This window comes from Achromobacter deleyi, assembly GCF_016127315.1.
GTDB classification, from domain to species: domain Bacteria; phylum Pseudomonadota; class Gammaproteobacteria; order Burkholderiales; family Burkholderiaceae_B; genus Achromobacter; species Achromobacter insuavis_A.
The window spans coordinates 5,082,605-5,097,058 of the sequence record NZ_CP065997.1 but is presented as its reverse complement, the minus strand read 5'-3'; the positions used below and the strand labels follow the sequence as shown (position 1 = coordinate 5,097,058).

The window sequence follows — 14,454 nt, the reverse complement described above, 5'->3', positions numbered from 1 at the left end:
CCTGAACGAAACCGCCATGCGTGAAATCAACCTCGACCGCCTGCGCACCCTGGTCGCCATCGCCGACCTCGGTTCCTTCGCCGACGCCGCCCGCGCGCTGCACCTGGCGCCGCCCACCGTCAGCCTGCACGTGGCCGACCTGGAGGCGCGCGTCGGCGCGCCGCTGCTGACGCGCAAGCGCGGCCAGGTCCGGCCCACGCCCATCGGCGACACCCTGCTGGAACGCGCGCGCCGCCTCCTGGCCGAGGCCGATCAGGCTCTGGACGACGTGCAGCGGCAGGTGCAGGGCCTGGCCGGCCGGGTGCGGCTGGGGGCGTCGACCGGCGCCATCGCCCACCTGCTGCCGCAGGCACTGGAAGCGCTGGGCCGCGAACACCCGGGCATCGACGTCCAGGTGGCCGTGCTGACCTCGCAGGAGACCCTGCAACAGCTGGGCGACGGCACGCTCGACGTGGGCCTGGTCGCGCTGCCGCAGCCGCCCGTGCCGGGCCTGGTGCTGCGGCCCTGGCGGCGCGACCCCATCATGGCCTTCTTGCCCGCCGCCTGGAATCCGCCGGCGCGCGTCACGCCGGCCTGGCTGGGCGAACGGCCGCTGATCCTGAACGACGCCAGCACGCGGCTGTCGCGCCAGACCGGCGAATGGTTCGCCGCCGCCGGGCTGCAGCCGCGGCCGCGCATCCAGCTGAACTACAACGACGCCATCAAGAGCCTGGTGGCGGCCGGCTATGGCGCCACGCTCCTGCCGCACGAAGCCACAGCGCCGCAGGCCGACCCGCGCATCGCCATGCGGCCGCTGCGCCCGGCGCTGTGGCGGCCGCTGGGCATCGCCCATCGCGACGGCCAGGTCGAACGCGCCACCCAGCACGTGCTGGATGCCTTGTGGCTGCTGCGCGCGGCCGGCGGACAGGCCTGATCCCGCCCACCGCGCCAGGCCAGGCCCGCTCGCGGGGACTGACCGCGGCCAGCCCCCCGCACGCCGCCCGGCGCCGGACGCGGGCCTTCGCGCATCACCTCGAAGACGACGCCCGCCGCAGGAACGCCGCGCGCTCGGCTTCCTCGCGCAGGCGCCGGGCGCGGCTGCGGAACAGGTCCTTGCGGCCGACGATGCCCAGCACCCGGCCGCTGGCGCGGTCCAGGATCGGCACGCGGCCGGCGCCGGACAGCGCCATGCGGTCGGCGATCTGGCTGGCCAGTTCCTCCGGAAAGCCGTAGACCAGCTCGCGCCCCTGCAGCGCCTGCGCCAGGGTCTGCCCGTGCAACGCCGGTTCCAGGGCCCAGGCCAGGCTGTCGGCGCGCGTCACCTCGCCCACCGCCACGCCGGCCTCATCGACCACGGGATAGCTGGTGTGGACCGGCTGCGCGGTGGTGAAATGCGCGATCGCCTGCGCCACCGTCAGGCTGTCGGGCAGCGTCTGCACCGGCGTGGTCATCACCTGGCTGGCGCGCAGCAAGTCGAACGGATCGACGCGGTACTCGCGGCTGATGTGGTGGCCGCGGCGCGCGATCTTTTCGGTCAGGATCGAGCGGCGCAGCAGCAGCACCGTGACGCCGTAGGCGAACACGCAGGCCGCCAGCACCGGCAGCAAGGCCCCCAGGTTGCCGGTCAGCTCGACCGCGAACAGCGTCGCCGTCAGCGGCGCGCGCATGGTGCCGCCCATCATCGCCGCCATGCCCACCAGCGCCCAGAAGCCCGGCGCGGCCGGCGGCAACAGCGGCGTGGCCAGCGCGCCCAGCGCGCCGCCGAAGATCAGCAAGGGCGCCAGCACCCCGCCCGAGGTGCCCGAGCCCAACGCGATCGACCAGATCGCCACCTTGACCACCAGCAGCAGCAACACCGCCTGCAAGACCAGGTCGCCCGCCAGCAGATGGCGGATGTTGTCGTAGCCCACGCCCAGCGCGGCCGGCTCGATCAGGCCGCCGATGCCGATGGCCAGGCCGCCCAGCGCCGGCCACCACATCCAGTGCAGCGGCAGTTTCTCGAACAGGTCCTCGGCCGCGTACACCAGCGCCGTCAGCACGCCCGAGCCCAACCCCGCCAGCACCCCCACGGCGGCGCATGCCAGCAGGTGCCACGGGGTGAATGAGATCACGCCGGCGTAGCTGAAGACCGGCCCGGCATCGAGCGCGAAGGCGCGCGCCACGGCCGCCACCAGCGCCGCGGTGGCCACCGGCAGGAAGCTGCGCGGCTTCCATTCGAACAGCAGCAGTTCCACCGCCAGCAGCACCGCCGCCAACGGCGTGGCGAAGATCGCCGTCATGCCCGCGGCCGCGCCGGCCACCAGCAGCGTCTTGCGCTCGCCGTCGTTCAGGTGGATGGTCTGCGCCAGCAGCGAGCCGATGGCGCCGCCGGTCATGATGATCGGGCCTTCGGCGCCGAAGGGGCCGCCGGTGCCGATCGAGATGGCCGACGACACCGGCTTGAGCACCGCCACCTTGGGCGCGATGCGGCTCTTGCCGATCAGGATGGCTTCCATTGCCTCCGGGATGCCGTGGCCGCGGATCTTCTCGGAACCGTAGCGTGCCATCAGGCCGATGATGAGGCAGCCGATGACCGGAATGAAGATCGAGGCCGGCCCGAGGCGGCCAGTGGTGATGGGCAGGTCGGCGAACGAGAACAGGCCGTGGTAGGCCAGGTTGGTGCACAGCGCGATCAGGCGCAACAGGGCCCAGGCGGCGGCCACGCTGGCCAGGCCGGTCGGCACGGCCAGCGCCATCAGCAGCACGACACGCTTGTCGGTGGTGAAGTCGCCCAGCCGCAAGGCGCGCACGGAAGAGGAAACGGGAGGCATGGTACGAGGAGAAAAGGTGGGAACGGAACCCGCGGCCAACGCGTCCACGGGGGACGGCGACAGGCCGGTGTTTGCGAAAAATCAAATATATCGTATCACGACATATATTAGAATCGGCCGGGTGAAACGTTCCCCTGCCCCCGACCTGCCGTCCGCCACCGACTACGAACTGCTGGCCGATTTCCGCTACGCGCTGCGCAAGTTCGCCGCCTTCAGCGAAAACGCCGCCGCCGGCCTCGACCTGATGCCGCAACAGCACCAGGCGCTGCTGGCCATCAAGGGCAGCCGGCCCGGCGCACCCGGCCGCCGCGGCCTGTACGTCGGCGAGATCGCCGAGCGCCTGCTGGTGCGTCCGCACACCGCCGCCGAACTGGTCAACCGCCTGGAGCGGCTCGACCTCGTCAGCCGCGAGCCCGATCCCGAAGACGGCCGCCGCGTCGAGGTGGTGCTGACCGACAAGGCCGAGCGCATCCTGGCCAGCCTGTCGGCCTCGCACCTGGAAGAGCTGCGCGCCATGCGCCCGCTGCTGACCCGGCTGCTGGCGCGCATCGACGACGACGCCGGCGAGCGCTGATCCGGCCCCCTCTTCATTACCGCTGGGCATAAGCTCATGCCGCCAACCGGTGCGCCGCGTGATAAATTGTCGTCCCCCGATATATTTGAAGCGGCGAGGTAAAGGTTTTGGCTGTGGCTATCAAGCGCTGGCTCGGTGCGTTCGCGCCGGCGCCGGTCGGCGTCAACATGCGCGAAAAGCTCTATGGCGCATTGGGCGCGCTGGTCGGGCTGTTCTGCACCGAATGGGTCGGCCACCACGCGCTGGGCAACGCCAATCCCTGGTTCATCGCGCCGATGGGGGCATCCGCCGTGCTGCTGTTCGCCGCGCCGGCCAGCCCGCTGGCGCAACCCTGGTCGATCATGGCGGGCAACCTGGTGTCGGCGTTGATCGGCGTGTTCTGCGCGCAGGCGATATACGATCCCGGCGTGGCCGCGGCCACGGCGGCGGCGCTCGCCATCGCCGCCATGTTCTCGTTGCGCTGCCTGCATCCGCCCAGTGGCGCGGTGGCGCTGACCGCGGTGCTGGGCGGGCCGCAGGTCGCGGCGCTGGGCTATGGCTTCGTGCTGTGGCCGGTGGCGCTGAATTCCGCCATCCTGCTGTGCATCGCCGTGGTCTTCAATGGCCTGCTCCGGCGCAACTATCCGCGCCGCCACGTCGAAGCCGCGCCCGGCCACCAGACCCGCGACCCGGCGCCCAGTGCCCGCCTGGGCTTCTCGCGCGCCGATCTGGACGAGGCCCTGGCGCAGCGCGGCGAGCTGCTCGACATCAGCAAGGATGACCTCGAGGAAATCGTGCTGGCCGCCGAACTGCGCGCCAGCCGGCGGCGCTTCGGCGACGTGCGCTGCGCCGACATCATGTCGCGCGACGTGGTCGTGGTGCAGCAGCAGGATCCGCTGGACTACGCCGTGCGCCTGTTCGACAAGCACCGCCTGCAATGGCTGCCGGTGCTCGATTCCTCCGGCCACTATGTCGGCATGCTGGCGCAGGCCGACGCGCTGGCCCGCAGGAACCGACCCGCCCAGGTGGCGGCCGCGGGCGGCGCGCCCGCCGACCTGCTGGTGGCCGACTGCATGCGTTCCGAGGTGCCGTTCGCCACGCCCGACCTGCCCGCGATCGAGCTGGCGCGGCCCATGGCCGACAGCCTGCACTGCGTGCCGGTGCTGGCCGAAGGCCGCGTGCTGGCCGGCCTGGTGACCCAGTCGGACCTGGTGGCCGCCCTGCACCAGATGGCGCTGTCGGCCGCCGCGCAGGCCGCGCCCGGCCACGACAGCCGCCTGGCGGCGTGAACCGCGGCGCCTCCGTAGCCCTACGGATTCCGCCGGGGCGCGGCCGCGGGGCATAATCCCAGCGTGAATCCGCCCCTGCGCCACCGCGCCCTCCTCGCCTGGCTGGTCCTGTTCTGCCTGGGCGCCCTCTGGATCGGGCGTCAGCATTACGTCGACCAGTACGACCGCTTCTTCCAGGACACCAGCGTGGCGCAGCGCATGCTGAGCCAGAAGACGGTGCAGCACGAAGCCGTGCTGGCGACGCTGTCGGCGCTGTCGCATCCGCCCGCGCCCGAACGGCTGTTTCCCAGCCTGCGGCCGGCCATGCCGCAACTGCAGGCGCTCGGCTACCTGCCCGACGGCGTCTGGGCCGGCAGCGCCGCCGAACCGCCCGGCCTGCGCGCCGCGGTCGAGCAGGCCCGCACGCTCGGCCGCCCGGTGGCGCTGCCGCTGGACGCCGCCCGCTATTGGCTGGTGGCGCCCTCCAGCTGGAGCCTGCTGGTGGACGCCCGCGACTTCATCGCCGCCACCGATTTCCCCGCCAGCCTGGCCAACCTGACCCTCGCCATCGGCCAGCAGCCGCTGGCCCTGCTGCAACGGCAGCCGGCGCCGACCGGGCCGGGATGGCCGCTCGCGCTCGCCAAACCGTTGGGCGCGGCCAGCCAGCCGTTCGTGCTGCGCAGCACCCGCACCCTCACGCCCGCGTCCTGGCCGTGGCTGACGTGGGGGCTGTGGGGCCTGACCAGCGCGCTGCTGGTGGCCGGCGTGGCCGCCACGCGGCGCTCGCGCGCCGAAGCCCGGCGCCAGCAGGAACAGGCGCGGCTGGCAGCCATGGCGCGGCTGAGCACGCTGGGCGAAATGGCCGCCGGCATCGCCCACGAACTGAACCAGCCGCTGACCGCGATCCTGGCGCAGACCCGCGCCGCCCAACGGCTGCTGGACGACGAGGAGGAACGCCCCAGCGTGCGCCGCGCCCTGATGGCCAGCGCCGAACAGGCCAAGCGCGCCGCCGACATCATCAGCCGCATGCGGGCGCTGGTGCAGCCCAGTGCGCCCGGCCGGCGCGAGGCGCTGGACCCGGACGCCCTGGCGGCCTCGCTGCGCTTCCTGCGCGAACCCGAACTGGCGCGCCTGGGCATCCGCCTGCACTGGCACAACGCCAGCCCGCAGGCGCGGCCGCTGGCCGAGCGGGTGGCGCTGGAACAGATCCTGCACAACCTGGTGCAGAACGCCGCCGACGCGTTGGCCAACACCGCGGGGCCGCGCCAGATCACCCTCGAAGGCCGCGCCGACGGCGCCCACTACGTCTTCAGCGTCAGCGACAACGGGCCGGGCATCGCCGCCGACGCGCTGCCACGGCTGTTCACCCCGTTCTACACCACCCGCGCGCAGGGCATGGGCCTGGGACTGGCGCTGTGCGAGACGCTGGCCGGCGCGATGGATGGCCGGCTGGCCGCGCGCAACCTGCAACCGTCGGGCGCCTGCCTCAGCCTGACCCTGCCCCTGGCTGGAGGCCCCGCATGAACCTGCCCGACCAATCGCCGCTGGTCTACCTGGTGGACGACGACGACGCCGTGCGCGACGCGCTGGCGCTGCTGCTGCGCAGCGTCGGCCTGCGCAGCGCGGGCTTCGGCGATCCCCAGCAGTTCCTGGCGCAGCTGGCGCCGCAGACCATCGGCTGCGTGGTGCTCGACATCCGCATGCCCGGCATCAGCGGGCTCGACGTGCTGGCGCGGCTGGCCGAGGCGTCCGACCTGCCGGTGGTGATGCTGACCGGCCATGCCAACGTCGACCTGTGCCGGCGCGCCTTCAAGGGCGGCGCCATGGAATTCCTGCAAAAGCCGGTGGACGACGACATCTTCCTGGACGCGGTGCAGACCGCCGTGCGCGGCCACATCGCCAGCCGCGAGCGGCTGGCCGTGACGCAGGCCGCCGCCGAACGCCTGGCGCGCCTGTCGACGCGCGAACACGAGGTCTTCGAACGCATCGTGCAGGGCCTGAGCAACAAGGAGATCGCGCGCGAGTTCGACCTGTCGCCCCGCACCGTCGAGACCTACCGCGCCAACGTCTTCGCCAAGCTCGAGGCCGACTCGCTGGCGCAGCTGATCCGCCAGTACGCCACGCTGCTCGACTGAGGCATCGCCCGGCCGCCTCCGTAGCGCTACGGAGGCGCGTGGGTAATCGGGCGTATACCGCGCCACGGGCCTTTTGGCCACACTGACTGCTCCTGATCCCCACACGAAAATAGGACGCAGACCATGACCCGCCACACGCTCGCCGCCCTGGTTGCCACGCTCGCCGTCAGCGGCGCCGCCCACGCCGCCGTGCTCACCGAAAGCAATATCTCGACCGCCGACGCCCAGAAGCTGGCCACCGCCGCCGTCGCCGCCTGCCAGGCCAAGGGCTACAACGTCAGCGCCTCGGTGGTCGACCGCGCCGGCCTGCTCAAGGCCTTCGTGCGCGCCGACAACGCCGGCCCGCACACCATCGAGGCGAGCCGCGCCAAGGCCTTCACTTCGGCCTCCGCCAAGGCGCCGACGCTGGCCATCATGGAGAACGCGCAGAAGAACCCCGGCGCCGCCAACCTGACCGACATCCCCGGCTACCTGCTGCTGGGCGGCGGCGTGCCGATCAAGGCCGGCAACAGTGTCATCGGCGCCATCGGCGTGGCCGGCGCGCCCGGCGGCAACCTGGACGCGCAGTGCGCGGATGCGGTGCTGGAAGAGAACGCGGCGCTGTTCAAGTAAGCGGCGAGCGGAGCCGGCCTCTGACTGCCGCCGCATATCGGCCAATCAAGGGCCGGCTCCGCGCTCTGACTCAAAGGTGGATTGTCCGCGCTTGCCGGCCTGCGGGGCTCGCAAATGCGAATCACCAACCCACATCATCGAGGTTATTGCCCACCAAGGCGCAACCGGTATCCGCGACCGCCCAACCTTCTTCGAACAGCCACGCATTGCCCGTATCGGACAGCAGCGCACTGGACTGAAAATCTCCCTGCGCCAGCGTCGCCGTCACACCGGAATCGGCTGTAACGAGCTGATTGAGGTCCTGCCTTATCAGGAGGTCAGCGGCCCGGTCGATCGCCATGGGATGTGCGTCGCGCAGCAGGCCATCGCAGAAAGTCTTCGTGAAAAAATCGGGGCTGTTGCATTGGAACAGATCCCAGGTCGCGTTGATCCAGTCATTGACGGGACTGCCCTGGACCACGATGGGCGGCGACGGAGGCCCCTTCAATCCCGTTCCGTCGTCGGGAAACGGAGGGTCCACCAACACTGCGTAAAACGGACCGCCATCAGTGCTGCCGGGCGGCGCCGACTGCTCCCCGGAAGGAGCGGTGGGTTCGGGTAAAGACGGTAACGGGACCGACGGCAAGGGATATGAGGTTATCGGCCCGATGCCGATGATCGAAGGTATCGGCATACTCGCCATATCCGGATCCGGATGGCTTGCTGGAGGCGCCGATGCCGCCGCAGGCGGCCTGCCAGGGATCAGGTCAGGGAAGACCTGAAAATCGTCGAGATACAGCCCAGGCCAGGCCATGGTTGGAGGCTCCGCCAGCACGACAGGGTCCTGCAGACCGGATTGCGCAGTGACAAAGCCCCCGTCATAGATGGTGATCATTCGGGACGATTCTTCGACTATTTCGCCCGCGACAACGGCTGCGATACCGTGCGCTTCCCGATACGGATCTTTGTAATACGAAATTACCGCACCGGCCCCAGCCGTATCGGTCGCGATCAGCGTGAATCGTGTGAACGGGATGTCCCAGAACTCCTGATCACCGAATCCGCCGTGGAGGTCTCCTTCATTGACCGCCCCCCACATCATGGCGCCGAACTGATCCATATAGGAGAGCCCCTCAATCTTGTCGAAGAGGCTTGCGAGCGATAGCATCAGATCTTTCATAGCCGTCATGACCACCTCGTAGCCAAGCGCAGGGACATCGACGTTGAAGATCTTCTCGGCGAAAGCGACCGCCATCAGTTTGCTGTAGGTTTTCTCATCTTTCGTGAGCTTGGTCTGGTCCAGCGCCACGAGGTCGTTTAACAGATCCAGATCCGCATGAAATTTCTGCGCTGCCTCGTGGTCCGGATGATCCATGGCCTTAACGTAGGCAATATCATGCGCCCTGCAGAGCTCATCCAGCGGACTGTCCACCTTCACCCCTCCACCGGGGCCGACACGCTTGAATACGGGCTCTCGAAGAAGCTCTTCCACAGTCTTCGTTACTCCGCGCGCTCCCGCGGACCAATCCGGCCCGCACCATCGACCGTATACCGGAAGCCAGCTGGAGGGATTCCAACTCGGGTTTTGCACACTGATGCTGCCATCATCTGTTGCCATGTCATTTCCCACTCGTCAATGCACTGCTTTTGAAAACTACTCTGCGACTCGATGCATCTCCTCGTTGGAGATGACCACCGGAATTTCCTCAGCCTCCGCCCGTGGCGGCAACGGCAATGTGACCCATTTGTTGGCAGCAATGTCGAGCATGGCGAGCCCCCCTGCCCCGCCACCAAAACGTAGGGGATGATCCCGATAAATGGACGCGATATATTTACCGTTCGGATCGCAGACCACTTCCCTGGGATCGAACGACGCCTCCGACCCGTCTTCTTGCAGCCATCCATTGCGCTCACCGTCGGCCGCAATACGAATAATCGTCAGGCCATAACGGGGCGTCTGGCCCCACAGGCACAGACTGCCTGCACGATCCATGGACGGCATCCTGATATGTTCGATTCCATCGAACACATCAGGAGTCGGCACCGTGTCGACCCCTCGCTTCATTCGATAGATTTCATTGCCGTCATAGCGACGGTGGTATTCCGAGAAATGATCTATCGGCCCATAAGATTCAAACAAGATCTCGTCGTCCGAGATGTATTGCGCCTGCCCACCGTCGACAAAATGAAAGACGCTGGCAAAGGGCCGTTCCACTCTGTCGCGTCGATCAAATTCCCGGATATCGAAATCGAACAGGCGGATGCGCTTGCCAGGCGGCACCAGACGAGCGGCTCGCCAGAACGCGATGCGCGTCTCGTCCAGTGACATGAACGGCCACAGCTTGTTGCCGGGCGCTGTCGGGATGACCTCCAGCCCGCGGCCGTCCTGGTGCATCAACACGATTTCACTGTCATGGAGCGAGCACTCCAAGGCGTCTTCCGACCCGCCATAGACAGGCCTGCGCGACATCACGATGAAATTGCCTTTGGGTGAATAGTGCGCGTAGGTATAGGAATAGGCTTGCGGCAGCCCATAGCGATACAGCCGGCCGGAATCGAGTTGGTAGCGCATGACGTCGCACCGGTTATCGCCGCTTTGGGCGCATTCGACGAACAGCCAATCCACGCCATTCGGATGCAGGCTCAGCGAGCGGATATCCCTGCCACCGTTCGGAGGAGAAAACGGCGTCCGCGTGGTCGGCGTTTCCACCACAGCGACGGGCGCCCTTTTCTCGTTCGCGACCGGGGAGGCCGAAGTCCATAGCGACCACCACAACGGCAGCGCGCAAATCAGCGCCACCGTTGCCACGAAGATCCACGCGCGATTTCGCTTCATCGTCGCTTCCGCATACGTTCAGAAGCCCGCCAAGGCAGCGGAGCAATGTTCGACAACGTATATGGATGATCCTGGCGGCGAAAGAAGCTGCTCGGCGAAAGCGGACGAATACTCAGGAAATGGCCAGGCGCGTCGACAGCCTTCCGCCGCGCGCGGAACAGCGACGGTTCCTGCGCCCAACACAACGGCTAAGCACATTCCCCCCTGGAACTCCAGGCCCGAATAGCTATAATAGGAACCATTCCCATTATTCTTTCAGGTTTGGACTCTCCGTGCCGCCCGGCGACATCCCGGCTCCCCACGCCGTCGACACGCTCTACCGCTCGCACCACGCCTGGCTGACGGCGTGGCTGCGGCGTCGCCTGCGCGACGACCATGACGCCGCCGACCTGGCCCAGGACACCTTCGTGCGCCTGATCGCCGCCCGCGACACGCCGGGGTTGCGCGAACCGCGCGCCTTCCTGACCCGCATCGCCCATGGCCTGGTGGTCAACCTGTGGCGCCGCCGCGATCTCGAACACGCCTATCTGCAAGCCCTGGCCCAGCGCCCCGAGGCCTGCGCGCCCTCGCCCGAGCGGCGCGCGCTGGTGCTGGAGGCGCTGGTCGAGATCGATGCCATGCTGCAGCGCCTGCCGGCCCGCGCCCGCGAGGCCTTCCTGCTGGCGCAGTTGGGCGGCTACACCTATGCCGAGATCGGCCAGCGCCTGGACGTGTCCGAGCGCATGGTAAAGAAATACATGGCGCAGGTGATGCTGCAATGCCTGCTGATCGCGGACGGCGTCTGGTGAGGCCGGCCGCGATGCCAGCCCTGCCCGACCGCCGCGTGCTGGAAGCCGCGGCCGACTGGTTCGCGCGCCTGGGCGACGAACGCGCCAGCGCCGACGACACCCGTCAATGGCAGGCCTGGCTCGACGCCCGGCCGGAACACCGCCGCGCCTGGGACGCCGTGGCCGCCATCAGCGCGCGCTTCGAATCCGTGGCCGGCCAGCCGGCGCTGGAAGCGCTGACCGGCGCCGGACAGGGCCGCCGCCGCGCGCTGCGCACGCTGATGCTGCTGGCCGGCGCCGGCGGATTGGGCGCCGCCGCCTGGAACCAGCCGGCCACCCGTCGCCAGCTGGCCGATTTGCGCACCGACGTCGGCCAGACTCGCCAGGCCACGCTGGAGGACGGCTCGCGGCTGTGGCTGAACACCGCCAGCGCGGTCAACCTGCGGTTCGACGCGCAGGCCCGCCGGGTCGTGCTGGTGGACGGCGAAACCCTGATCGACACCCATCCCGATTCCCGCGCGCCGGCCCGGCCGTTCCTGCTGGACGTGGGCTATGCGCAACTGCGGGCGCTGGGCACCCGCTTTGCCGTGCTGCGCGACGGCGGCCGCGCCTGGCTCGACGTCTATGCCGGCGCGGTCGAGATCCGCCCCGACGCCGCGCCTGCCCGTGTCGCTCAGGCCGGCACCCGCACCGGCTTCAGCGGCGGCGCCATCGATGCGGCCGAACCGCTCGACCGCGCCCGCGATGCCTGGACCCGCGGCGAACTGGTGGCCGACGGCCAGCCGCTGGCGCGCTTTGCGGCCGAGCTGGCGCGCTACCGCCGCGGCTTCGTCACCTGTACGCCGGAGGTGGCGCAGTTGCCGCTGGTGGGCGTATTTCCGCTGGCCGATACCGACCGCATCCTGCGCGCGCTTGAAGCCACCCTGCCGGTGCGCGTGCGGCGCGTGCTGCCCGGCTGGGTCAGGCTGGAGGCCGCCTAGCGCCGCCCGGCGCGGGCATGTGTCAGGACTATTTTGTAACAGCCGCGGATTTCCAGTTCCCCTTTTTCCTTTTCGCTTGGCATGGCAGATGTACGACGCGTTTCGCGCGTCCGCCGCCAAGGAAACCCATGCACGTCCGTCCCTTCCGTTATCCGCTCCTGGCCCGCGCGCTGGCCACCGCACTGACCGCGCCCGCGGCCCTGCTGGCCGCCGCGCCGGCGCAGGCCCAGGCGCCCGTCGGCTTCCAGGTCGCGCCCGGCCCGCTGTCGCAGGCGCTCAGCCAGTTCGCCAGCCAGGCCGGCGTGACGCTGTCCCTGGACGGCCGCCTGGTCGCCGGCAAGCAGAGTCCCGGGTTGTCCGGCGCCTACAGCGTGGACCAGGGCTTCGGCCGGCTGCTGGACGGCACCGGCCTGCGCGCCGAACGGCGCTCGGACAACGTCTACACGGTGCGCCCGTTGACCAGCGGCGACAGCGCCGCCCAGCTGGAGCCGGTGACCGTCGTGGGCGCGTCGACGGCCGAAGGCGCCTACCAGCCGGAACCGGTGGCCTCGGTGACACGCTCGCCGCTGGCGGTGCTGGACCAGCCGCAAGCCGTCAACGTGGTGCCGGCCCAGGTACTGCGCGACCAGCGCCCGCGCAACCTGGATGACGCGCTGGCCAACGTCAGCGGCATTACCCAGGGCAACACGCTCGCCGGCACCCAGGACACGCTGATGAAGCGCGGCTTCGGCGCCAACCGCGACGGCTCGATCATGCACAACGGCATGCCGCTGGTGCAGGGCCGCGGCCTGAACGCCGCCGCCGACAGCGTCGAAGTCCTGAAGGGCCCGGCGTCGCTACTGTACGGCATCATGGACCCGGGCGGCGTCATCAACATCGTCAGCAAGCGGCCGCAGCTGACGCCGTACCACGCCCTCACGCTGACGGGTTCGAGCTACGCCCAGGGCCGCGACGGCGTCGGCGCCACGCTCGACAGCACCGGGCCGATCGGCGACTCGCGGCTGGCCTACCGCCTGGTGGTCGACACCATGAATGAAGACTACTGGCGCGACTTCGGCCGCCGCCGCGACACGCTGGTGGCGCCGTCGCTGGCCTGGTACGGGCAGGACACGCAGATCGTGGCGTCCTACGAACACCGCGACTACCTGTACCCGTTCGATCGCGGCACCGCGCTCGATCCCACCACCGGCAAGCCGCTCGACATCCCGTCGCGCCGCCGCCTGGACGAGCCCTACAACAACATGTGGGGCAGCACCGAGCTGGCCCAGGTGACGGTGGACCAGCGCGTCACCGACAACTGGAAGGCGCACCTGGGCTACAGCTGGAACCAGGAACGCTACGACGCCAACCAGGTGCGCGTGACCGCCATCGATCCGGTGGCAGGCACGCTCAAGCGCAGCAACGACGGCACCCGCGGCGCGCTGTCCACCGACCACTACGTGATCGGCTACGTCGACGGCCGCGTCGATATCGGCGGCCTGCGCAACGACCTGCAGGTCGGCGCCGACTACGAACGCCGCAAGATCTTCCGTTCCGACCTGATCCGGCAGAACCTGTCCAAGCCCTTCAGCTACGTCAATCCGGTCTACGACCAGCAGGACCCCGGCAACACCGTGGTCGCCAGCGACAGCGACCAGACCGACAAGCTGCGCGCCACCTCGTTCTTCCTGCAGGACTCGCTGCACCTGGGCGAGCGCTGGATCCTGGTCGGCGGCCTGCGCTACCAGCATTACGAACAGCTGGCCGGGCGCGGCCGGCCGCTCAAGACCAACACCGACATCGAGGGCGGCAAGTGGCTGCCGCGCGCCGGCCTGGTCTACAAGTGGACGCCCGAGGTGTCGCTGTACGGCAGCTACACCGAATCGCTCAAGCCCACCTCGACCATCGCGCCGCTGACCAGCGGCACGGTGATCGATTCCGGCGTGGCGCCGGAACAGGCCAAGTCGTGGGAGCTGGGCCTGAAATGGGACATGCCGGGGCAGACCACCGGCACGCTGGCGTTGTTCGACATCCGCAAACGCAACGTACTGGTGTCGCAGTACAACGACGTCACCAAGCTGACCGACTGGCGCACCAGCGGCGCGGCGCGCTCGCGCGGCGTGGAACTGGACGTGAGCGGCTCGCTGTCGGCGCGCTGGGACTTCATGGCCAGCTACGCCTATCTCGACGCCCGCACCACCGACGACCCGCAATACCAGGGCAACCGGTTGTGGAACGTGGCCCAGCACACCGGGTCGCTGGCGCTGGTCTACAACGCCGGCCAGATCGGCGAAGGCCGCCTGCGCCTGGGCACCGCGGCGCGCTACGTCGGCACGCGCCCCGGCGACTCGGCCAACTCGTTCGTGCTGCCGGCCTATACCGTGGTCAACGCCTTCGCCACCTACGACACCCGCATCGCCGGCCGCAAGGTGCAGTTCCAGCTGAACGTCAACAACCTGTTCGACCGCACCTACTACACCTCCAGCGCCAACCAGTACTTCATTTCCATGGGCGACGCGCGCCAGTTCGTGCTGTCGACGCGGATGGAATTCTGAG

12 protein-coding genes are annotated in these 14,454 nt (G+C 69.2%); 9 read left to right on the top strand and 3 right to left on the bottom strand.

Features of this window, described 5'->3' with window-relative positions; all coding sequences use genetic code 11:
- The first annotated feature begins 16 nt into the window (after positions 1 to 16).
- Positions 17 to 913 carry a LysR family transcriptional regulator gene (locus tag I6I07_RS23090; protein WP_198483873.1) on the top strand — a complete coding sequence of 299 codons (897 nt, stop codon included), beginning with the start codon at positions 17 to 19 and terminating at the stop codon, positions 911 to 913.
- A 94-nt stretch (positions 914 to 1,007) separates the two neighbouring features.
- Here the strand turns inward: I6I07_RS23090 and I6I07_RS23085 are convergent, their stop codons facing one another.
- On the bottom strand, positions 1,008 to 2,789 hold the full coding sequence (locus I6I07_RS23085; RefSeq protein WP_198483872.1) for a chloride channel protein: 1,782 nt from the start codon (positions 2,787 to 2,789) through the stop codon (positions 1,008 to 1,010).
- 121 nt (positions 2,790 to 2,910) lie between these two features.
- Between I6I07_RS23085 and I6I07_RS23080 the strand changes: the two genes are divergently transcribed.
- From I6I07_RS23080 to I6I07_RS23060, 5 genes are all read left to right on the top strand, one after another.
- The gene (locus tag I6I07_RS23080) at positions 2,911 to 3,363 is read left to right on the top strand and encodes a MarR family winged helix-turn-helix transcriptional regulator (protein ID WP_198483871.1); all 453 of its coding nucleotides are present in this window, start codon (positions 2,911 to 2,913) and stop codon (positions 3,361 to 3,363) included.
- A 107-nt stretch (positions 3,364 to 3,470) separates the two neighbouring features.
- Positions 3,471 to 4,631 carry an HPP family protein gene (locus tag I6I07_RS23075; protein ID WP_420094518.1) on the top strand — a complete coding sequence of 387 codons (1,161 nt, stop codon included), beginning with the start codon at positions 3,471 to 3,473 and terminating at the stop codon, positions 4,629 to 4,631.
- A gap of 63 nt (positions 4,632 to 4,694) precedes the next feature.
- The gene (locus I6I07_RS23070) at positions 4,695 to 6,134 is read left to right on the top strand and encodes a sensor histidine kinase (RefSeq protein ID WP_198483869.1); all 1,440 of its coding nucleotides are present in this window, start codon (positions 4,695 to 4,697) and stop codon (positions 6,132 to 6,134) included.
- Complete coding sequence (locus tag I6I07_RS23065) at positions 6,131 to 6,745, top strand: response regulator transcription factor (RefSeq protein WP_006395159.1); 615 nt, start codon at positions 6,131 to 6,133, stop codon at positions 6,743 to 6,745. The genes I6I07_RS23070 and I6I07_RS23065 overlap by 4 nt, the downstream gene beginning before the upstream one ends.
- 123 nt (positions 6,746 to 6,868) lie before the next feature.
- Complete coding sequence (locus tag I6I07_RS23060) at positions 6,869 to 7,357, top strand: GlcG/HbpS family heme-binding protein (RefSeq protein WP_198483868.1); 489 nt, start codon at positions 6,869 to 6,871, stop codon at positions 7,355 to 7,357.
- A gap of 121 nt (positions 7,358 to 7,478) precedes the next feature.
- Here I6I07_RS23060 and I6I07_RS23055 read toward each other — a convergent pair whose 3' ends face one another.
- Both I6I07_RS23055 and I6I07_RS23050 read right to left on the bottom strand, forming a co-directional pair.
- The gene (locus tag I6I07_RS23055; protein ID WP_198483867.1) at positions 7,479 to 8,828 is read right to left on the bottom strand and encodes a hypothetical protein; all 1,350 of its coding nucleotides are present in this window, start codon (positions 8,826 to 8,828) and stop codon (positions 7,479 to 7,481) included.
- Between the two features lie 162 nt (positions 8,829 to 8,990).
- Positions 8,991 to 10,172 carry a hypothetical protein gene (locus I6I07_RS23050; protein ID WP_198483866.1) on the bottom strand — a complete coding sequence of 394 codons (1,182 nt, stop codon included), beginning with the start codon at positions 10,170 to 10,172 and terminating at the stop codon, positions 8,991 to 8,993.
- Positions 10,173 to 10,444: 272 nt separating this feature from the next.
- On the opposite strand from I6I07_RS23050, the gene I6I07_RS23045 reads away from it, so the two are divergent.
- The 3 genes from I6I07_RS23045 to I6I07_RS23035 all read left to right on the top strand — a co-directional run bounded on the left by I6I07_RS23045 (position 10,445) and on the right by I6I07_RS23035 (position 14,453).
- Complete coding sequence (locus I6I07_RS23045; RefSeq protein WP_198483865.1) at positions 10,445 to 10,960, top strand: sigma-70 family RNA polymerase sigma factor; 516 nt, start codon at positions 10,445 to 10,447, stop codon at positions 10,958 to 10,960.
- Between the two features lie 11 nt (positions 10,961 to 10,971).
- A complete protein-coding gene (locus I6I07_RS23040; protein ID WP_198483864.1) occupies positions 10,972 to 11,919 on the top strand; it encodes a FecR domain-containing protein in 948 nt (315 codons plus the stop codon).
- A 128-nt stretch (positions 11,920 to 12,047) separates the two neighbouring features.
- Positions 12,048 to 14,453, top strand: a complete 2,406-nt coding sequence (locus tag I6I07_RS23035; protein WP_198483863.1) for a TonB-dependent siderophore receptor — start codon at positions 12,048 to 12,050, stop codon at positions 14,451 to 14,453.
- Position 14,454 lies beyond the last annotated feature (1 nt).

Bases quoted from the DNA above. Each gene is read 5' to 3' on its own strand.
- I6I07_RS23090 (WP_198483873.1), top strand. From the start codon at position 17: ATGCGTGAAATCAACCTCGACCGCCTGCGCACCCTGGTCGCCATCGCC.
- I6I07_RS23085 (WP_198483872.1), bottom strand. From the start codon at position 2,789: ATGCCTCCCGTTTCCTCTTCCGTGCGCGCCTTGCGGCTGGGCGACTTC.
- I6I07_RS23065 (WP_006395159.1), top strand. From the start codon at position 6,131: ATGAACCTGCCCGACCAATCGCCGCTGGTCTACCTGGTGGACGACGAC.
- I6I07_RS23060 (WP_198483868.1), top strand. From the start codon at position 6,869: ATGACCCGCCACACGCTCGCCGCCCTGGTTGCCACGCTCGCCGTCAGC.
- I6I07_RS23050 (WP_198483866.1), bottom strand. From the start codon at position 10,172: ATGAAGCGAAATCGCGCGTGGATCTTCGTGGCAACGGTGGCGCTGATT.
- I6I07_RS23040 (WP_198483864.1), top strand. From the start codon at position 10,972: ATGCCAGCCCTGCCCGACCGCCGCGTGCTGGAAGCCGCGGCCGACTGG.
- I6I07_RS23035 (WP_198483863.1), top strand. From the start codon at position 12,048: ATGCACGTCCGTCCCTTCCGTTATCCGCTCCTGGCCCGCGCGCTGGCC.